Raw genomic sequence first — 18224 nt, 5'->3', positions numbered from 1 at the left:
TGACGTCGACACCTCCGTGCAGACTGCAGCGCGGCGGTACTGCTGCGTCGACGGTCGGAACGAGCGAGGGAGCCACCCACCCGTGCGGGTCTACGTGGACATGGTCGGCGACCTCTTCCACCCCGGCCACGTGGCGCTCCTGCGGGCCGCTCGGGCGTGCGGCGACCACCTGGTCGTCGGCGTGCTGGCCGACGAGGTGGTCGAGGCGTACAAACGTCGACCGGTCATGACGCTCGCCGAGCGGGTCGCCGTGGTCGGGTCGTGCCGCTACGTCGACGAGGTGGTGCCGGCCGCGCCGTACCGGGTGACGCTCGACTTCCTGGAGGCGCACGACATCGCGGTGGTCGTGCACGGTGACGACGTCTCGGCGGAAGCGGTCGACGAGGTGTTCGGGGAGGTGGCCGCGGCCGGGAAGCTGAGGCTGGTGGGCTACACCCCCGGGGTGTCCACCACGGATCTCATCGGCCGGATCCGGCGGCGAACCGACCTGGGCTGACACGCTCGGCGGCGCGCGCCCAGGCGCGCATCTCCTGGTCGGTCTCGTCGAAGAACGCGGTCTTGGACCGCGTGTAGTCGTCGGCGTCCCCGTCGCCTGCGTGCCGTGCCGCGAGCCGGCGCTTGACCTGCTGGTACCGATCCGCGTGTTCGGGATTGCTGCGCAGCCAGTCGCGGAAGAGCAGGACGAACTGCGCGAACGGCGAGTCCGCGCGGCGGATGTGCAGGATGGCCGCGCGTTCGGGGTCGTGGAAGAGCCGCTTCTCGTACAGGGCGGGGTCGGGCGGGTCGCCCGGGCGCGGGTTGTCCCGGTGGACGCCCGGCGAGTCGGGCCGGGACCCTGGTGCGGGGACGAACCCGGTAGGGGCCACCAGGTCCGCCAGGTGGCCCAGCGCCGGCAGCGAAGGCATCCGCACCTGCAGATCGACGACGGCTTTGGCGGCGAGGCCCGGCACCGCCGTCGATCCGATGTGCGCGTAGTCGAAGCGACCGGAGTCGGCGAGGGGTCGGAGCGCCGCCGCCACCTCGTCGAGCAGCCGTGCCGCCTGGTCGGGCCACCCCGGCTCGTAGTCCACGATCACGGCGACGGGCACGGCATGATCCTATGCGTCGTCAGCGGTGCGGGGCGCCGACGGTGCGCCCGAGGAAGCCGCGGATGTACCCCACGGCCGTGTCGAGCGCGCTCTCGAGCAGGAAGTGGCTGCCGTCGATGAGGTGGATCTCGGCGTCGGGCAGGTCGCGGGCGAAGGCGGTGGCCCCGGCCGCGTCGAAGATCTCGTCGCCGCGGCCCCAGATCGCCAGCAGCGGGACCCGGCTCGTGCGGAAGTACTCGTGCACCGCCGGGTAGAGGGGCGGGTTGGAGGCGTAGTCGCGGAAGAGCGCGAGCTGGATCTCGGGGTTGCCGGGCCGGTTGACCTCGGCGTGGTCGGTGGTCCAGGTGTCGGGGTCGACGAGGTCGGGCTCGGGTGCGCCGGTGAGGTACTGCCACCGGATCGCGTCGAGGGTGAGGGCGGCGCGGACCGGGCCCTCGGTGTCGGGGCCGGGCGCCTGCGCGTAGGCCCACAGCGGTGACCAGAAGGAGCCGACGAAGCCCTCGTCGTAGGCGTTGCCGTTCTGGCTGATGACCGCCGTGACCGCGGTGGGCCTGCGCAGCGCGAGGCGCCAGCCGATGGGGGCGCCGTAGTCCTGCACGTACATCGCGAACCGCTCGACGCCCAGCTGGTCGAGCAGGGCCTCGGTGACGTCGGTCAGCGCGTCGAAGGAGTAGGCGAACTCGCTGACCGGCGGGGTCGCGGACCGCCCGAAGCCGATGTGGTCCGGCGCGATCACGTGGTAGCGGTCGGCAAGGGCGGGGATCAGGTTCCGGAACATCCGCGAGCTGGTCGGGTAGCCGTGCAGCAGCAGTACGACGGGCGCGTCGGCGGGGCCGGCCTCCCGGTAGAACACGCGCTGCCCGTCGACTTCCGCCGTCCGGTGGTGGGTCTCGGTCATCTCTAACCTCTAACGAGAGTTTTGGTGGTTGTTTGCCCTGCGCATCCCACCGCTCGTCGCCTAACTTGTCAAGTCCTCGCAAGCGGTTAGGATGGTCGCGTGCCCGACCTGGCGACGCGTGCGGACGAGCTGCTGCTCCTCGAGCTGCTGAACACGACCCCGGTCGTCGACGGCAGCCCGCAGGACCTATTGGGAGACGGGGACGAGGCGTCGGCATGGGTGCGGGACCGCGGCGGAACGGGATCGACGGCCGAGGTCGCCCGGCTGCGGCGGGTCCGCGACCGGCTCCAGGCGGTGGTCCGGGGGGTCGACCCCGCGACCGTGCTGGCGCCGCTCCTCGCCGACGTCCACCTGCGCCCCGAGATCGGCGACGCGGGGCTCACGTGGCGGCTCGCCGTCGAGGACGCCGAACGCCTAGCGGCGCGCGTGCTGGTGGCGTGGGGGCAGGTGCAGGAACGGATGCCCGGTCGGCTGCGCCCCTGCGCCAACGAGGAGTGCTGCTTGTTCCTGCTCGATCGCAGCAAGCCGGGCACGGCGCGCTGGTGCTCGATGAAGATCTGCGGGAACCGGCTGAAGGCGCGCCGCCACTACGAGCGCGCCCGCGGGGGACGATGAACGGACGGTCGGACCGCCGCCCCGGGAGCGGTCTCCGGTCCCCGGCGGTGCCCGGCCATGCGTAGGTCTGCGTATGTCGAGCGATGTCCTCCGCTGGGAGGATCGGCCGTTCTCGATTCCGAGGAGGCGCGATGGCGCTCGAACTCGTGCCGCTCTGCACGCTTCGGGTCCAGCTCAAGCCGCCGATCGAGGTCGGCGCCGGACCGGCGGGAACGCGACTGATCTTCGAGGTCGCGACCGCGAAGCTGGAGGGGGATCGGCTCAACGGTGAGGTGACGGGCTCCGCTGCCGCGGACTGGCTGGTCATCGGGGCCGAGGGCACGGCCTCGCTCGACATCCGGGTGACGTTCCGCACCGATGACGGCGCGATCATCTTCGGCCAGTACACCGGCCGGGCCGACGTGTCGAACGGTCTGGAGCCACCCATCACGATCTACGTCGCCCCGCGCTTCGAGACCGGTGACGAACGCTACGCGTGGATCAACCGCATCCAGGCGATCGGCAAGGGGGTCGTCCAGGACGATCTGTCGCTCGACTACGAGTGGTACGAGGTGCGCTGAGGCGCTGCCGGGTCGGGCCGGGCGCCGGGACTCCCGCAGGCCCGGGCGTCAGCCCGCCGTCCGGTCGACGCCGGTGAGCCGCACGACGACGGCGAAGCCGTCCTCGGTGCCCGGCCAGTGGGCCCGCACCGCGTCGATCCCGGCGCGCCGGATGACACCGCGCAGCACGGCGCCGGCGATGATGGCGTCCTCGGCGTAGCCCAGGACGGGGATGAAGTCGGGCACCAGGTCGAACGGCATGGCCAGGTAGGCCAGCAGCAGCGCGACGCGCACGCGGACGCCGCGGGGAAGGGTCTCGTCCGCCGCCAGCCTGCGGACCAGGCGCAGGACGTCGGGGAGCAGCCGCAGCGCCTCCCGCAGCAGCCCGCCTGCGGGACGCACGCGCAGCAGGACGAGGACGAGGGCGAGCCAGACCAGCGCCACGGTGGCGACGAGGCCGATGCCGAGGTCCCACCAGAAGGAGCCGGTCACGGCTCGGTGTACCCCGTCGCGGCCCGCTCCACTACGCGCCGGTCCAGGTGGCGGGGCACCACTGCCGGGGCAGCCGCACCCGCACCGTCACGCGCGGGTTGACGACCTGGCTCACCTGCAGGTCGGCGACGATGCTGGTGAGGCGGTAGGCGTCCGGCCACGCGATGTCGTGCCCGGCGGCGACGATCCGCACGGCCTCGGCGAAGCCGGCCCGCACCGCCTCGTCGACGGTGGTGGCGCTGGCCAGCACGTGCACCGCGTCGGCCGAGAACAGCAACGGCCAGGTCCCCTCGTGCCGGGGGAGCCGCTCGACCGACAGCCGCACGCGGCCGCCGATCTCCACACCCGTCCCGCCGAGCTCGCCGTCGCCCATCACGGCGTGCAGGTCTCCCGCGGCGAGGCCGAGGCCGGGCTGGTTCGCCCGGAACGCCACCGCCGCGCCGGCGCGGACGAGCTTGGTGTCGAGGTTGCCCCCGTGGCGGCCCGGAACCGACGACGGGACGGTCTCACCGTCGGTCGCCACCCCGATGATGCCGATCATCGGATCCAGCGGGACCCCGACCTGCTCGGTGAGCCACACCCGGCCGGACGCCACGGGCAGCAGCCGTGTCGACGCCTGCTCCACGCGCTCGCCCAGCACGCCGAGCCCGGGGGCCACGGCCATCACGCCCGGCCCGCGCACCTCGACGTCCTCGACGTTCACGCGGACCCAGTCGCCCGGCGCGACGCCCTCGACGTGGACCGGTCCGGTGGCGCGGTTGAACCGCGTCATGTCGATGTCCGGCCGCAGGACGTCGGCGGAGGTGAACTGCCCGTCGTAGCAGTCCACCGTCTCGAGGGTGAAGCTCTCACCCAGGCCGACGGTCGCCGCGGGCTCGTACCGCGGGCCGAAACGGGTGACGGCGGCGGTCGCGCGCACTACCTGCAACTCAGGCCCAGCCCTGCGGGACCAGCCCGACGATCGTCAGCAGCGAGTACAGGAACGCCAACCCGAACACCGCGACCAGCAGCACCTGGACGACGGGGTGCGCGACCCAGCCGGCCTGCCACTCCGGCTCGCGGTCCCCGCGCGAGCGCGCCCGGCGCAGCATCAGGACCGGGATGATCGACATGATCGCGCCGGCGAAGCCGCCCGCGTACCCCAGCGCCGAGACGAACCCGGCCAGCCCGAGCGCCGCGATCAGGAACGGCGGCACGGCCACGAGCGCGACGCCCATCAGGCGGTGCCGGACGGATCCGGTGGCGGGCCAGGAGAACCGGTCGAAGATGTTGGTCAGCAGCGTCAGCCCGATCGCCCAGAAGGACGTGAGCATTGCGAGCAGGGCGAACACGTTGGCGCAGTAGTAGGCGACCGGCCCGAGCCGGTCGGCCCACGCGAGCGTGACGACCGGCGTGATGGCGTCCGGGCCCATCATGCCGAGCGCCGCGAGCGGCACCAGAGCGAGGAAGAACCCGGTCGCGCACATCCCGGCGATCACCGCGCGCGGCAGGGCCCGGGGGGAGTGGGCGAGGCCGCGGGCCAGCTCGGGCACCGTGTACTGGGCGATGAACGCGAACACCGCCAGGTTCACGATCGGGATGATGAAGTAGGGGCGCAGGTAGACCAGGTTGGCACCCTCGACCCCGGGGCCGAGCAGCGTCCAGCCCACCAGCACCACCATCAGCACGACCATGCCGGCCGTGATCGCCTGCTCGGAGCGGCCGGTGGCCTTGAGCCCCAGCCAGACGACCACGACGCCCGGGACGTAGAACAGCAGGCTGCCGAGCACCTGCGGGATCCCGAACAGGTCGGCGAGGATCTGCCCGCTGCCGCTGGCGTAGGCGATCAGGGCGCCGAGCCCGTTGACGGAGATGCCCGCGAAGATCAGCCAGGAGCCGGTGTTGCCGAGGTACTTGCGGGCCAGGCCGGACAGCTGCAGCGGCGTGTCCGTGCGCAGCGCCACCTCGGCGACGTAGAGCATCGACGCGGTCGTCAGGAACCCGGCGACCAGCAGCGCCAGGAGCAGCGCCGGGAAGCCGCCCGTCCGGGAGCCGTAGGGCAGGCTGAGGATGCCCGCGCCGATGTTCGCGCCGAAGATGATCGCGACGCCCTGCCAGAAGGTGATCCGTTCCCGGCTCAGGCCCGCGAACCGTCGGGCGTCGGGCTGTTCGGCTTCCGTCACGACGGTGATCCTCTCGCGCGCCGCGCGGAGCGGGTCAGCCGAGGTGCTCCTCGACCACCTCGGCGCCCCGCACGACCCCGCCGCCGTCCGCGACGCTGCGGCGCATGCGGGCGACGTTCGCCCGGATCCGCCCGTCGGAGGCGACGCGGGCGACCGCCTCCGCGAGGACGTCCGGGGTCAGGGCTGCGGGGTCCAGCCGTTCGCCGAGCCCGAGCTCGACCACCCGGTCGGCGTTGGCGACCTGCTCGGGCATCTGCGGGACGGCGACCAGCGGGACGCCGTGGGCCAGTGCCTCCATCGTGGAGCCCATCCCGGCGTGGGTGACGAAGGCGGAGGCGTGGCGCAGGACCGCGAGCTGGGGGAAGCGCGCCCGGACCTCGAACGCGGGCGGGATCGGGCCGAGCGCCGCCGGGTCGGTGCCGCCCACGGTCATCGCGACCTGCCAGTCCCCACCTCCGAAGGCCTCGAGGCAGGTCCGGTAGAACTCCGGCTGCTCGGTGAAGATCGTGCCCAGCGAGACGTAGAGGAGCGGGCGGTCCGGGGCGGGCGGTGACCACGGCTCTCGCTGCTCGCGGCGGCCCAGCAGGGGACCGAGGAAGTGGAAGCGGCCGTCGAACGTCGCGCCGTGCGGCTGGAACTCCCGGGGGACGAACACCAGGTTCACCGCCTCGGTGACGTCCATCGTGCCCGCCACGTCCAGGTCGACGCCGTGCTCGGCGGAGAAGTCGGCGCAGTCGGCGGCGAGGCCGGCCATCTCGGGGTGCGCGGGCGGGATGCCCGCCAGCATCTGCGCGTCGAGCGAGTACTCCTCGTTCTCGGCCAGGTTCGGGATGCAGCGCACGGCCGGGATGTCCAGCTCGGCGGCCACGAGCCGGGCGGGCCAGTTCGTGACGTCGTAGCAGATCCCGTCCGGGCGCTCGGTGCGCGCGTGCTCGAGCAGCACGGGGTAGGTCGCGCGCAGCGCGCGGAAGTAGTGCCGGAACCAGAACGCGATCATGCCCGCGTCGACCCGGGCGGGCGGGACGAACGGGGGGAGCGGCGGCAGGGGCACCCAGCGCGCCCCGGCGCCGCGGGCCGCGTCACAGAACTCCTCGGACGTGGCGTAGTCGACCCGGTGCCCCCGCTGGACGAGCTCCTCGACGAGCGGCAGCGTCGGCGTGACGTGGCCGTGGCCGGCGAGCGCGACGAACAACAGGTGCTTCGGCACGCCGGCCAGGGTAGGAAGCGGTGCGCCCGGCCGCACCCGGTTTGGTCAGGCGACCGCCGCGGGCCTGCGCTGCGGCACCAGCCGCCGCCACAGCCCGCGGGCCGGGCGCTGCGCGAACGAGGCCGTGAGGCGGTCGAGGAAGATCGCCAGGATGACGACGGCCAGGCCGCCCTCGAAACCCGCGGCGATGTCGAGCTGGGTGACCGCCTGGACCACGACGCTGCCCAGGCCGTCGGCGCCCGCGAGCCCGGCGACGACCACCATCGACAGCGCCAGCATGATCACCTGGTTGATCCCGGCCATGATCGTGGGCAGGGCCATGGGCAGCTGGATCTCGCGCAGGATCTGGCGCGGGTGCGCGCCGAAGGCGTGCGCGGCCTCGACGACCTCCGCGTCGACCCCGCGGATGCCGAGCTCCGTGAGCCGCACGGCGGGCGGGATCGAGAAGATCGTGGTGGCGACGACGCCCGGGACGACCCCGATGCCGAAGAAGAACACGGCGGGGATGAGGTAGACGAACACCGGCGTCGTCTGCATGAAGTCCAGCACCGGGCGCAGCACGGTGCTCGCGGTGCGGTTCTGCGCGGCCCAGATCCCCAGCGGCACCCCGATCGCGGTGGCGAGCACGGCCGCGACCAGCACCACCGCCAGCGTCTCCATCGTCTCGGGCCACAGGTTCATGGACGCGACGAGCAGGAACGCCACGACCGTGAAGACGGCGAGACCGACTCCGCGGGCCAGCAGCGCGACGACGCCGAACACCGCGATCCACACCAGGTACGACGGTCCGAGGAGCACCGCGGTGATCGCGTCGACCAGCACGGTCAGCACCGCGCTGATCGCGTCGAACAGGCCGGGGACGGTCTGCAGCAGCCAGGTGATGAACTGCTCGACGGCGGCGCCCAGGTCGATCCGCGGCATCTCAGCTCCTGGTCGGCGCGGCGGAGAGGGAGGCGAGCACTGCGGCCCGGGGCACGACGCCGAGCAGCCGCTCGTGGTGGTCGATCACGGCCATCGGCACGGCGTGGCGCCCGAGGCGATCCATGAGGTCGATCAGCGGGCGGTCGGGTTCGGTGGTGGCGAAGTCGTGGCGCAGCCCGTCGCGGCCCACGGTGTCGTGGCCGTTGCGTGCGGCGTGCGCGAGCCACTCGTCGTGCACGACGCCGAGGATCCGCTGCTCCTGGTCGACCACGTACGCGTCGGTGGTCTCGAGCGTGCCCATGCGGCGCAGCGCGTCGTCGGGCCGCTCGTCCACCCGCAGCACGAGGCGCGCCTCGCGCAGGACGTCCTCCGCGGTGAGGACCCGGCTGCGGTCGACGTCGGAGACGAAGTCGGCGACGTAGTCGTCGGCGGGGTGCGCCAGGATCTCCGGACCGGTGCCGAGCTGCACCTGCCGGCCGTCCTTGAGCAGCAGGATCCGGTCGCCGAGGCGCATCGCCTCGTTCAGGTCGTGGGTGATGAAGACGATGGTCTTGTCCAGCTGCTCCTGCAGCCGGATCAGCAGCGCCTGCATGTCGCGGCGGATCAGCGGGTCGAGGGCGGAGAACGGCTCGTCCATCAGCAGCACGTCGGTGTCGGCGGCGAGCGCTCGCGCCAGCCCCACCCGCTGCTTCATGCCCCCGGAGAGCCGGCCCGGCAGCGCGTCACCGCGGTCGCCGAGACCGACCTGGTCGAGCGCCCACTGCGCGCGCTCCCGGCGGTCGGCGTCGCCGACGCCGCGGATCTGCAGCGCGTACGCGGCGTTCTGCAGCACCGTGCGGTGCGGCAGCAGCGCGAAGTGCTGGAACACCATGCTCATGTGGTGGTTGCGCAGGTCGCGCAGCTCGGCGTCGTCGAGCCCGCCCAGCTCGCGGTCGCCCACCTCGATGGAGCCGCTGCTGGGCTCGATCAGCCGGTTGAGCAGGCGCACCAGCGTCGACTTTCCCGAGCCCGACAGGCCCATGACGACGAACAGCTCCCCGGGCTCCACCGCGAACGAGACGTCCTGCACGGCCAGGGTGGCGCCGGTGCGCTCCTGCACCGCGGCGCGCTCGGCGCCGTCGCCCGCCATCGCCAGCGCCTGCCGCACCGCCGCCGCGGGACCGAAGACCTTCGTCAGCTCCCGGCACCGGATGGCCGGGGACTGCGTGGTCATCCCGCCAGCCACTGCTGCACCACCTGGGGGTTGGCCTCGACCCACTCCGTCGCCACGGCGTCGGGCGACTCGCTGTCGACGTCGACGCGGCGCAGCATCGTCTCGATGTCGGCCAGCGGGAGCTCGAAGCGCTGCAGCATCGCGTAGAAGGCCGGTGCCTCCTGCTGCAGGTCGGTGCTCGCCGCCGTCCACGCCGAGTAGTCCGGCATCGCGCAGGCCCCGTCACCGGTGGTGAAGCAGCCCGGCTGGAACGGTGTCGGCTCCTGCAGCTGGGTCATGTCGAACTCCGCGAACACCCAGTGCGGGTGGTAGAGGTAGACCAGGATCGGTTCCTGGCGCTCGTACGCCCGGCGCAGCTCGGCGAGCTGCGCGGCCTCGCTGGCGGTCACCTGCTCCAGGTTCACCCCGTAGCCCGCGAGGCGCTTCGCGTTCTGCTCGGTGGTCACCCAGCTCGGGTCGGCGTCCACCAGCCGGCCGCCGAGGGCGGCGGCGTAGTCGTTCAGCTGCGTGACGCTGGTCAGCCCCTCGAGCGGCTGCCCGGGCCGGGTCGCGTAGGTGGGCACGAACCAGCCCTGGGCGGCGCCGCCGTAGGTCTCGTGCACCATCGTCACCCGGTCCGCGGCGGACTCGGCGAGCTCCTGCTGGTTGGGCATCGCGACCTCGGTGAGCAGGTCGACGTCCCCGCGCTGGGCGCCCGCCCACGCCGGTGCGGGCCCGAGCGCGGTCGTCTCGATCCCGGCGACGCCCAGGTCCGGGGTTCCTGGCCACCACCTCGGAGAGGATCGCGTTGGTCAGGGCGGCGGCGCTCCACGGGAACTCGACGGCCGCGACCGTGACGCCCTCGCCCGACGTGGACTCCCCATCGCCGGTGGTGTCGGCAGGGGCGCCGGTGCAGGACGCGAGCAACACCGTCGCGGCCACCGCCGCGCAGAGCGCGCCACCGCGGCGGCGCCGGAACGAACCGAGCATGTCGGGGTCCTTCCGTCGAAGGGCAGGGCATCACCCAAGCAGGTCCGCAGGAAACCCGCAGGCCGTCAGGGCTTCCCGGGGAGTACCCCGATGGGCGCGTCGCCGCGCAGCGTGACCCGGTGCATGACGCGCCGCGCATCGCCGTAGTCCCGGTTCGCGTAGTGGGCGGTGTCCCGGTTGTCCCACATCGCGACGTCGCCGACCCGCCAGCGGTGCCGCACGACGTGCTCGGGCTTGGTGATGTGGGTGTAGAAGAGGTCCAGCAGGAACCGGCTCTCCGCGTCGGACACCCCGACGATGTGGCTGGTGAAGCCCGGGTTCACGAACAGCGACCGGCGGCCCGTCTCCGGGTGCACCCGCACCACCGGGTGCTCGACGGGCTCCAGGCCGCGGTAGCGCTCGCCGTCCCAGAGGCTGCCCTCGCCGCCCCTGCGCTGCGCGAGGTAGTAGCCGAACTCGCGGGTGCCGTCGTGCACGGCGGTGAGCCGGTCGGCGAGGTCGCGGACCGGCGCGGACAGCGAGGCGTAGGCGAGCTCCAGGTCCGCCCAGTTCGTGTCGCCACCCGAGGGTGGCAGCGTCACGGCCCGCAGGATCGACCCCAGCGGCGGCCTGCGCACGAACGTCACGTCGGTGTGCCAGACGTCGGCGAAACCGTTGTCGGCGCTGTCCAGCGCGTAGATCTCGGCGTGCGCCTCGTCGATGCCGGGGACGACCGGGTGGGACGCGGTGAGCGTGCCCAGCCGGTTGCCCAGCGCCACCTGCGCGTCGGGGTCCAGGTCCTGGTCGGCGAAGAAGAGGACCTTGTGGGCGGTCAGCGCGGCCCGGACCTCGGTGATCACCGCGTCCGGTGCGGTGGCGAGGTCGACACCGCGCACGGCGGCGCCGAAGCCGGGGCCGAGGCGGTCGACGTCGAGGGTGGGGGCGGCGAGCGTGCGGGTCATGGGGCTCCTTCGGGCAAGAGCAGGACGCGCGGGTCCGCGGGACGGGGCGCGAAGACGTGGGGGCGGCGCTCAGCGACAGAGCGCGCCGGCCTGCAGGCGACACAGGTCGACGTGGATGCGTCCCACGAGGACCAGGGCGGCGGGCACGTCCGCGATCCTCACCGCGCATCGGGCGCGAACGCAACGAGGCATCCGGATCGTGGACGCAGGCGAGGTGTCCCGGCGCGCCTGTCCGGACAGAGGAACAGCCGGGTAGGCGCAGATGTCCGGACGAAGCGGGCGTCAGCGCCTGCGGCGGCGGCGCCGTGCGGGTTCCGCGCGCTGCGGCCAGTGCGCGGGGTGCACGAGCGGCTCCGACAGCGCCGTGCGGGCGTCGCCGCGGGCCGCGGCCAGCTGCGCCTGCGTGAGGAACAGCGCGCCGGTGAGGTTCGCGGCCGCGAGGTCCGCGCCGCGCAGGTCGGCCCCGATGAGGTCGGCGCCGCGCAGGTCGGCTTCCCGCAGGTCGGCACCCACGAGCAGGGCGCCGCGCAGGTTCGCCCCGCGCAGGTCGGCCCCGCGCAGGGCGGCGCCGACGAGGTCGGCGCCCCGGTGGTTGCGGCCCCGCGGCCGGGCCCGCTCGCTCACGCGCAGCAGCAGCTCGCTCACCTCGCGGCGGTGCGCCTCGACGTCCAGCTCGACGAGGCCGGCGGGATCGAGGCGGGTGAGCCGGTCCGTGGCGGCGAGGGCGGCGTCGAGCTCGTCGTGCAACGGCGCCGCCTGCGGCAGCGCGCGGGCCTCGGTGAGGTACCAGAGCAGCTCGTGCAGCGTGCGCATCACGGGGAACACCGCGAACATCCGCGCAGCCTCGTCCGGGCTGCGGCGCCAGTCCCGCCCGCCGAACGTCACCTGCACGACCTGCTGGCCTGCGCCGAAGCAGTCGTAGACGGTGCAGCCCGGGTAGCCCGACTCGCGCAGCTGCCCGTGGATGCCGCACCGGAAGTCGTCGCGCAGGTTGCGGCAGGGGGTGCCGGCGGGCTTGTCCGCGGCGAAGTCGGCCGACGCGGCGAACGGCAGGGCGGTGCAGCAGAGCGCGGCGCAGCGGGAACAGTCGGCGTGCAGGTGCGCGGGGACGGGAGAGGACATCACCCCCATTGTCCCTCGCGCCTGTCGCCGGAGCGGGATCCGCATGACGAACGGCACCTTCGTCGGCTAGGTACCGACGAGGGTGCCGTTCGTCGGGTGGGAGCCTGGCGTCAGTGGCCGCAGGCGGGCCGCGGGGGACTGGTGGTGGGGCCGACGCCGAGCGGGTCGAGGTCACGGGGGTCGGGCGTCGGACTCCAGCGGCCGTCGACCACGGCGTAGCTCCACGCCGGGCCGTCGGTGACCAGCCACTCCAGCGCGTCCACGAGCCGGTCGACGTCGGCGGCCGTGGTGCCGATGCCGAAGCTGGCCCGCACGGCGCACCCGTCCTCGGTGCCGGCGAGGCGTTGCAGCAGCGGGTGGGCGCAGAACTTCCCGTCGCGCACGCCGATCCCGTGCTCGGCGGACAGGTAGGCCGCCACGAGCCCGGCGGGCCGGCCCTCGACGACGAACGTGGTGACGGCGACCCGGTCGGCGCTGTCGGGCCAGATGCGCAGCGTGCGCACGCCGGGGATCGCGGCCAGGCCCGCCTCCAGTCGGGCGAGCAGCGCGGCCTCGTGGGCGGGGTCGAGGCCGGCCTCGAGGTGGCGGCACGCCTCGGCGAGCGCGGCGGCGCCCAGGACGTTGGGCGTGCCGGCCTCGTGGCGGTGCGGGGCGGGCGCCCAGGTCACCTCGGTGACGCCCTCGGCGTCCGGCACGCGCACCGCGCGCACGGCGCCGCCGCCGGCCAGGTGGGGCGGGGCGACGTCGAGCCAGTCACGGCGCCCGATCAGTGCGCCGGCGCCGTAGGGGGCGTAGAGCTTGTGGCCGGACAGCGCGAGGTAGTCGACGCCGTCGGCGGCGATGTCGATCCGGCGGTGCGGCGCGAGCTGCGCGGCGTCGACCACGACCCGGGCGCCCGCGGCGTGCGCGAGCGCGGTGATCTCGGCCAGGGGCAGCACCTCGCCCGTGACGTTGGAGGCACCGGTGACCGCCAGCAGTGCGGGCCGGTCGGCGGCCAGGGCGCGCCGCAGGTCGGCGAGCGTCTGCTCGACGGTGCCGGCCGCGCGCAGCACCCGCCCCGGCCCCCAGGCCAGCAGGTTCGCGTGGTGCTCCACGTCGAGCCGGAGCACAGGGCCGGGCACGCATCCGGCGAGCAGGTTCAGCGCGTCGGTGGTGTTGCGGGTGAACACCACGACGTCGTCCTCGCGCGCTCCGACGAAGCGGCCCACGGTCTCGCGCGCCCGCTCCAGCACCGTGGTGCTGACCTGCGAGGCGTACCCGGCGCCGCGGTGCACGCTGGCGTAGTAGGGCAGCAGCGCGGTGACGTGCTCGGCCACGGCCTCGAGCGCGGGCGCGCTGGCCGCGAGGTCGAGGTTGGCGTAGCGGACGCGCTCGCCGGTGACGAGCGGGACCTGCAGGTCCGCGCCCACCACGCGGGGGAGCGCGGGCGCGCAGACGGCGGGACGGGTGGGCAGCACAGCGGTCATGACGGTCCTCCGGACCCTCTCCAGGACCCGGACGGCGCTCGGGTCCGCGCTTGCCGGCCGTGTCTGCACGGCGGCCTGGTCGTCACCCGGAGCACCCCACCGCGGAGGAGGGTTGCCGGCCAGCGAGCCGGGGCTTGGCGCTGGCGCTCTTGACCTGGCGCGCAGGTTACGGGCGTGCGGCGGGGCCGGTCAAGCCGATCCCGGCGATCACGGCCGTTGTGACGTCGGCGGGTGCGGCCCGGTGGCTTGACAGCGGAAGGCCGGCGATCTTAGCTCCGAGCACCGGTTGCGGAGGGTGGACGTGAGGCAGGTGCGGGTGACCGGACGCGAGTCGCGCACGGCGTACCTGCTGCTCGGGCCCAGCCTGTTCGGCGTCGCCGCGTTCCTGGTGCTGCCGATCCTCGTCGTGGCGTGGCTCGCGCTGCACCGCTGGGACCTGATCAGCCCGCGCACGTTCGTCGGGCTGGAGAACGTCGTCGCCGTGGCGTCGGACGGCCGGTTCGCGCGGTCGCTGCTGGTCACCGCCGTGTTCGTGGCGATCGTGATCCCCGCGCAGACCGTGCTGGGGCTCGTCGCGGCCCTGCTGCTCAACCGGGGCCTGCGCGGTTCGTCGGCCTTCCGGGTGCTCTACGTCCTGCCGTGGATCTGCGCGCCGCTGGTGCTCGGCGTCGTCTGGCGCTGGATCCTCGCGCCCACCGACGGCGCCCTCAACGCGCTGCTCGGGCGCCGCGTCGAGTGGCTGGCCGACCCGGTGCTCGCGCTGCCGTCGGTGGCGGCGGTGACGGTGTGGACGCAGGCCGGCTACGTCGCGCTGTTCTTCGTGGCCGGGTTGCGCGCGATCCCCACCGCCGTCACGGAGGCCGCCCTGCTCGACGGGGCGGGCCCGTGGCAGCGGTTCTGGCGGGTCACGCTGCCGCTGCTGCGCCCGACGCTGTTCTTCGTGCTGGTCACCGGCGTCATCTCCAGCTTCCAGGTGTTCGACTCGGTCTACGCGCTCACCCCGAACGGCGGACCGCAGGGCGTCACCGACGTCGTCGCCGGGCGGATCTACTACGAGGCGTTCGAGCAACGCGCGGTCGGGCAGGCGGCGGTGATGGCGCTGGTCCTGTTCGCGCTGCTCGTGGTGGTCACCCTCGTGCAGCAGCGGTGGTTCGCCCGCCGCACGACCTACGACCTGTCGACGTGAGCCGGCTGCGGACCGCGGGCGCCTACCTGCTGCTCGTCGCCGGCGCGGTGCTCACGGTGGCCCCGTTCCTGCTGAGCCTGTCCACGGCGCTGAAGTCGCCGCAGCAGTTCGCGTCCGGGTCCGTGCTGGGCCCGCCCGCCCCACCCACGCTGGAGAACTTCGGCGAGCTGTTCGGCGAGCGCTACGACTTCGTGTCGCCGATCGCGGTGACGGCCCAGGTCGTCGCCGTGATCCTGGTCGGGCAGCTCGCGTTCTCGGTCTTCGCCGCCTACGCGTTCGCCCGGCTGCGCTTCCCGGGCCGCGACGCGCTGTTCTGGGTGTACCTGGCCACGCTGATGGTGCCGCAGGCCGTCACGATCATCCCGCTCTACACGCTGTTCACCGACCTCGGCCTGCGCAACACGTTCTGGGCGCTGGTGCTGCCCCAGCTCTTCGGGTCGCCCTATGCGATCTTCCTGCTGCGCGAGCACTTCCGCGGCATCCCCGGCGACCTGCTCGACGCCGCGAAGCTCGACGGCGCCGGCACCCCGCGGATCCTCTGGCACGTCGTGGTGCCGGTGAGCCGGGGGATCATCGCGACGCTCGCGATCATCACCGTCGTCACGCACTGGAACAACTTCCTGTGGCCGCTGGTGATCACCACCGGCCGGCAGTGGCAGGTGCTGACGGTCGCGACGGCGGGGCTGCAGTCGCAGTACAACAGCAACTGGACGATCGTCATGGCCGCGGCCACGGTGGCCATCCTGCCGCTGATGGTGCTGTTCCTGATCTTCCAGCGACACGTCGTCCGCTCGATCACGATCACCGGGTTCCGGTAGGAGGAGACCTGATGAGACTCCAGCGTCTGGCTACGGCGGCGGTCGCCGTGCTGGCCCTCGCCGCGTGCTCGCCCGCGGGCCCGGACAGCGCGCCGTCGGAGGAGGGCGTGACGACGGTGACGGTGCGGCTCTGGGACGAGCAGGTCGCCGCCGCGTACGAGGAGTCGTTCGCGGAGTTCAGCCGGCAGAACCCGGACGTGCGGGTGCAGCTGAACCTCGTGCCGTGGGCCGACTACTTCACCGGGCTCACGCTCGACGTCTCCAGCGGCACGGCCGAGGACGTCTACTGGCTCAACAGCTCCAACTTCGGCGCGCTCGCCGACGGCGGCAAGCTGCTCGACGTGGGCGCCGAGCTCGCCGACGAGGTCGAGGCCTGGGTGCCTGCGGCGGTGGAGCAGTACTCGCGCGGCGGCACGCTCTGGGGCGTGCCCGCGCTCACCGACGGCCGGATCGTCGTGTACTACAACACGGCGATGGTCGAGGCCGCGGGCGTCGACCCGGCGAACCTCACCTGGCACCCCGCCGACCCGGCCGCCGACACCTTCCTGCCCGCCGCGCGGCGCCTCACCCGCGACGCCGCGGGCGCCACCGCCGACCAGCCCGGCTTCGACCCCGGCTCCGTGACGCAGTACGGGTTCAACGCCGGCCGCGACCTGCAGGCCATCTACTACAACTTCGTCGGCTCGAACGGCGGCCGGATCCAGGCGCCGGACGAGAGCCTGACGTTCACCGACCCGAAGACCACCGAGGCGTTCGGCTACCTGGTCGATCTGATCAACACCCACCACGTCGCGCCGTCGGCCGCCGACACGAACGACAACGGCGACTTCAGCCGCGACCAGTTCCTGCAGGGCAAGATGGCACTGTTCCAGTCCGGCACCTACAACCTCAAGAACATCGCCGACGGCGCGGGCTTCGAGTGGGGCATCGCGCCGCTGCTCGCCGGGCCGGAAGGCCGGGGCAGCGTCGTCAACAGCGTGATCGCCGCAGGCAACGCCGACAGCCCGCGCCGCGACGCGATCCTGCGGGTGCTGCGCTGGATCGGCTCGGAGGAGGGCGCGTCCTTCGTCGGCGCGGAGGGGGCCGGGCTGCCCGCCGTGACGGCCGCGCAGCGGGGCTACTACGACTACTGGGCGGCCCAGGGCGTCGACACCCGGTACTTCGGCGACGAGGGCGGCACCGCCACGATCCCGGCGCCGTCCGGCCCGAAGTTCGAGGCGGCGTCGACGGCGTTCAACCCGATCCTGAACGAGGTGTTCGCCGCCCGCACCCCGGTGGCGGAAGGCCTGCAGCAGGCGCAGGACACGGGCAACGCGGCGCTCCGCTGACCCCAAGACCCCCGACCCCCGGCGCACCTTGGAGCCTTACTGCTGTTCCAAGGGCCGGAAAACAGCAGTAAGGCTCCAAGGTGCGGCAGGTCAGGACCAGGGGGCGGGGAGTTCGGCGAACAGTGTGAGGTCCTCTGCGCAGCGGCGGACCAGGTCGTCCACGCCGACCACCACCGGGCGGCCGTCGATCTCCTCCACGGCTGCGGGCGGCATCGCGCGGGCGGGGCCGTCGCGGCGCACGGCCTCCAGCAGGTGCATGAACGGCTCGCAGTCGGCCAGCGGGCACAGCAGCGGTACCGCCGGGTCGTGCAGGTGGGCCACCAGGTTGTCCAGGAGGACCTCGCGCCCCGGCGGCGCGCCGACCTCGGCGCCGTCGGCGGTGCGTCCGGTGAGGGTGTCGGTCGTGTACTCCAGCTCCAGCCGCCCGCGCTCGCCGTGCACGACGATCACCGGCATGCGGTGCTCCGCCGCGCAGAGCGTGACGGCCACGACGATCGGGATGCCGCCGACGGTGAGCCGGACCGACGCGGTGTCGTCGCCCTCGGGGGACGCGACCCGGTAGCGCTGCAGCTCCACGCCGACGTCCGCGCCGGCGGGTACGCCCGCCACCCGCAGCGCGGACGCGGTGGCGTGGGCGAAGGCGTTGGTCAGGGCGCCGTCGGTGACCGGAACGCCGTCCAGCTCCATCCGCCCGGCCCATGCGGCGCGGGCGAAGTAGGCGCGCTCGCGCACCCACGCCCCGTGCACGCCGACGCCGCGCAGCGGGCCGAGCGCGCCGTCGGCCACGAGCCGGGCGGCGTGGGCGAGCGCGCGGGAACCGAACGACTGGAAGCCGACCTGGCAGACCTTCCCCGCGCCGGCGACCTCGGCCGACAGCTCGCGGAACTGCGCCATCGAGGCCGTCGGCGGCTTCTCCAGCAGCAGGTGCGACCCCGCTGCCAGTGCCAGCCGCGCGAGCGGGAGGTGCGTGTGGATCGGTGTGGAGACGATCGTGACGTCCGGGCGAACGCGCTCGAGCAGCTCGGCCGCGTCGGCCAGCACCGGCACGTCCGCGCCGCCGGGCAGGGCGCGCACCCGCGCGAGCGACTCGGGCGCGGGCGGCCGCGGGTCGGCGAGCCCGGCCACCCGCACCGCGCCGGTCCCGGCGAGGCGGAGCAGCCCGTCGAGGTGCACCTGCCCGTAGCCGTGCACGCCGATCAGCGCGACGCGCAGGGGCTCGTCGATGGCCATCGTCCTCCTTCGGAAAGCGGTTGCCAGCC

The 18224-nt window shown here is 73.6% G+C and carries 20 protein-coding genes and 1 riboswitch; of the genes, 6 read left to right on the top strand and 14 right to left on the bottom strand.

The window, feature by feature from the left end; genetic code table 11:
- The first annotated feature begins 82 nt into the window (after positions 1–82).
- Entirely contained in the window at positions 83–496 is a 414-nt protein-coding gene (locus tag FB558_RS02975; RefSeq protein WP_142047859.1) for an adenylyltransferase/cytidyltransferase family protein, read from the top strand.
- Here the strand turns inward: FB558_RS02975 and FB558_RS02970 are convergent.
- Together FB558_RS02970 and FB558_RS02965 are read right to left on the bottom strand one after the other, a co-directional pair.
- On the bottom strand, positions 459–1088 hold the full coding sequence (locus tag FB558_RS02970; RefSeq protein ID WP_142047857.1) for a GrpB family protein: 630 nt from the start codon (positions 1086–1088) through the stop codon (positions 459–461). The two genes, FB558_RS02975 and FB558_RS02970, sit on opposite strands and share 38 nt — an antisense overlap.
- 19 nt (positions 1089–1107) lie before the next feature.
- On the bottom strand, positions 1108–1986 hold the full coding sequence (locus FB558_RS02965) for an alpha/beta fold hydrolase (RefSeq protein WP_142047855.1): 879 nt from the start codon (positions 1984–1986) through the stop codon (positions 1108–1110).
- A 99-nt stretch (positions 1987–2085) separates the two neighbouring features.
- On the opposite strand from FB558_RS02965, the gene FB558_RS02960 reads away from it, so the two are divergent.
- Both FB558_RS02960 and FB558_RS02955 read left to right on the top strand, forming a co-directional pair.
- Positions 2086–2601 carry a CGNR zinc finger domain-containing protein gene (locus tag FB558_RS02960; protein ID WP_246106226.1) on the top strand — a complete coding sequence of 172 codons (516 nt, stop codon included), beginning with the start codon at positions 2086–2088 and terminating at the stop codon, positions 2599–2601.
- A gap of 131 nt (positions 2602–2732) precedes the next feature.
- Complete coding sequence (locus tag FB558_RS02955) at positions 2733–3161, top strand: DUF3237 domain-containing protein (protein ID WP_170231161.1); 429 nt, start codon at positions 2733–2735, stop codon at positions 3159–3161.
- 48 nt (positions 3162–3209) lie between these two features.
- Here the strand turns inward: FB558_RS02955 and FB558_RS02950 are convergent, their stop codons facing one another.
- The 11 genes from FB558_RS02950 to FB558_RS02905 form a co-directional block, all read right to left on the bottom strand.
- Complete coding sequence (locus FB558_RS02950; RefSeq protein WP_142047851.1) at positions 3210–3632, bottom strand: YkvA family protein; 423 nt, start codon at positions 3630–3632, stop codon at positions 3210–3212.
- 31 nt (positions 3633–3663) lie between these two features.
- Positions 3664–4551 (bottom strand): acetamidase/formamidase family protein, encoded by an 888-nt coding sequence (locus FB558_RS02945; protein WP_170231160.1) that lies wholly within the window; start codon positions 4549–4551, stop codon positions 3664–3666.
- A 10-nt stretch (positions 4552–4561) separates the two neighbouring features.
- On the bottom strand, positions 4562–5794 hold the full coding sequence (locus tag FB558_RS02940; RefSeq protein WP_142047847.1) for an aromatic amino acid transport family protein: 1233 nt from the start codon (positions 5792–5794) through the stop codon (positions 4562–4564).
- A gap of 34 nt (positions 5795–5828) precedes the next feature.
- Positions 5829–7001 carry a macrolide family glycosyltransferase gene (locus tag FB558_RS02935; protein WP_142047845.1) on the bottom strand — a complete coding sequence of 391 codons (1173 nt, stop codon included), beginning with the start codon at positions 6999–7001 and terminating at the stop codon, positions 5829–5831.
- Between the two features lie 45 nt (positions 7002–7046).
- Positions 7047–7922, bottom strand: coding sequence for an ABC transporter permease (locus FB558_RS02930; RefSeq protein WP_142047843.1), 876 nt, complete (start codon positions 7920–7922; stop codon positions 7047–7049).
- Between the two features lies 1 nt (position 7923).
- Positions 7924–9135: a quaternary amine ABC transporter ATP-binding protein gene (locus FB558_RS02925; protein ID WP_142047842.1), complete on the bottom strand. Its 1212-nt coding sequence runs from the start codon at positions 9133–9135 to the stop codon at positions 7924–7926.
- On the bottom strand, positions 9132–9806 hold the full coding sequence (locus FB558_RS02920) for a glycine betaine ABC transporter substrate-binding protein (RefSeq protein ID WP_246106475.1): 675 nt from the start codon (positions 9804–9806) through the stop codon (positions 9132–9134). Before FB558_RS02920 ends, FB558_RS02925 begins: the two co-directional genes overlap by 4 nt.
- Positions 9807–10169: 363 nt before the next feature.
- Positions 10170–11045: a TauD/TfdA dioxygenase family protein gene (locus FB558_RS02915; RefSeq protein WP_142047840.1), complete on the bottom strand. Its 876-nt coding sequence runs from the start codon at positions 11043–11045 to the stop codon at positions 10170–10172.
- A gap of 69 nt (positions 11046–11114) precedes the next feature.
- A complete protein-coding gene (locus FB558_RS45630) occupies positions 11115–11237 on the bottom strand; it encodes a putative leader peptide (RefSeq protein WP_425467962.1) in 123 nt (40 codons plus the stop codon).
- Positions 11238–11327: 90 nt separating this feature from the next.
- Entirely contained in the window at positions 11328–12167 is an 840-nt protein-coding gene (locus tag FB558_RS02910; protein ID WP_142047838.1) for a pentapeptide repeat-containing protein, read from the bottom strand.
- Between the two features lie 110 nt (positions 12168–12277).
- The gene (locus FB558_RS02905; protein WP_142047836.1) at positions 12278–13633 is read right to left on the bottom strand and encodes an aminotransferase class V-fold PLP-dependent enzyme; all 1356 of its coding nucleotides are present in this window, start codon (positions 13631–13633) and stop codon (positions 12278–12280) included.
- 41 nt (positions 13634–13674) lie between these two features.
- Positions 13675–13788, bottom strand: a riboswitch (SAM riboswitch).
- A 146-nt stretch (positions 13789–13934) separates the two neighbouring features.
- On the opposite strand from FB558_RS02905, the gene FB558_RS02900 reads away from it, so the two are divergent.
- Genes FB558_RS02900 through FB558_RS02890 form a run of 3 tightly spaced genes read left to right on the top strand, consistent with a single transcriptional unit; the run spans position 13935 to position 16965 of the window.
- Positions 13935–14819 carry a carbohydrate ABC transporter permease gene (locus FB558_RS02900; protein ID WP_246106225.1) on the top strand — a complete coding sequence of 295 codons (885 nt, stop codon included), beginning with the start codon at positions 13935–13937 and terminating at the stop codon, positions 14817–14819.
- Entirely contained in the window at positions 14816–15637 is an 822-nt protein-coding gene (locus FB558_RS02895; protein ID WP_142047834.1) for a carbohydrate ABC transporter permease, read from the top strand. Before FB558_RS02900 ends, FB558_RS02895 begins: the two co-directional genes overlap by 4 nt.
- An 11-nt stretch (positions 15638–15648) precedes the next feature.
- Positions 15649–16965, top strand: coding sequence for an ABC transporter substrate-binding protein (locus FB558_RS02890; protein WP_142047832.1), 1317 nt, complete (start codon positions 15649–15651; stop codon positions 16963–16965).
- A 90-nt stretch (positions 16966–17055) separates the two neighbouring features.
- Here FB558_RS02890 and FB558_RS02885 read toward each other — a convergent pair whose 3' ends face one another.
- Complete coding sequence (locus FB558_RS02885; RefSeq protein WP_142047830.1) at positions 17056–18195, bottom strand: Gfo/Idh/MocA family protein; 1140 nt, start codon at positions 18193–18195, stop codon at positions 17056–17058.
- Positions 18196–18224 lie beyond the last annotated feature (29 nt).

This window comes from Pseudonocardia kunmingensis, from assembly GCF_006716445.1.
GTDB classification, from domain to species: domain Bacteria; phylum Actinomycetota; class Actinomycetes; order Mycobacteriales; family Pseudonocardiaceae; genus Pseudonocardia; species Pseudonocardia kunmingensis.
Note: the sequence above shows the minus strand (reverse complement) of the source record. Positions and strands in the feature narration are given on the sequence as shown.

Coding starts and splice junctions, on each gene's coding strand:
- FB558_RS02965 (WP_142047855.1), bottom strand. CDS start 1,986: ATGACCGAGACCCACCACCGGACGGCGGAAGTCGACGGGCAGCGCGTG.
- FB558_RS02955 (WP_170231161.1), top strand. CDS start 2,733: ATGGCGCTCGAACTCGTGCCGCTCTGCACGCTTCGGGTCCAGCTCAAG.
- FB558_RS02930 (WP_142047843.1), bottom strand. CDS start 7,922: ATGCCGCGGATCGACCTGGGCGCCGCCGTCGAGCAGTTCATCACCTGG.
- FB558_RS02925 (WP_142047842.1), bottom strand. CDS start 9,135: ATGACCACGCAGTCCCCGGCCATCCGGTGCCGGGAGCTGACGAAGGTC.
- FB558_RS02915 (WP_142047840.1), bottom strand. CDS start 11,045: ATGACCCGCACGCTCGCCGCCCCCACCCTCGACGTCGACCGCCTCGGC.
- FB558_RS45630 (WP_425467962.1), bottom strand. CDS start 11,237: ATGCCTCGTTGCGTTCGCGCCCGATGCGCGGTGAGGATCGCGGACGTG.
- FB558_RS02910 (WP_142047838.1), bottom strand. CDS start 12,167: ATGTCCTCTCCCGTCCCCGCGCACCTGCACGCCGACTGTTCCCGCTGC.
- FB558_RS02905 (WP_142047836.1), bottom strand. CDS start 13,633: ATGACCGCTGTGCTGCCCACCCGTCCCGCCGTCTGCGCGCCCGCGCTC.
- FB558_RS02890 (WP_142047832.1), top strand. CDS start 15,649: ATGAGACTCCAGCGTCTGGCTACGGCGGCGGTCGCCGTGCTGGCCCTC.
- FB558_RS02885 (WP_142047830.1), bottom strand. CDS start 18,195: ATGGCCATCGACGAGCCCCTGCGCGTCGCGCTGATCGGCGTGCACGGC.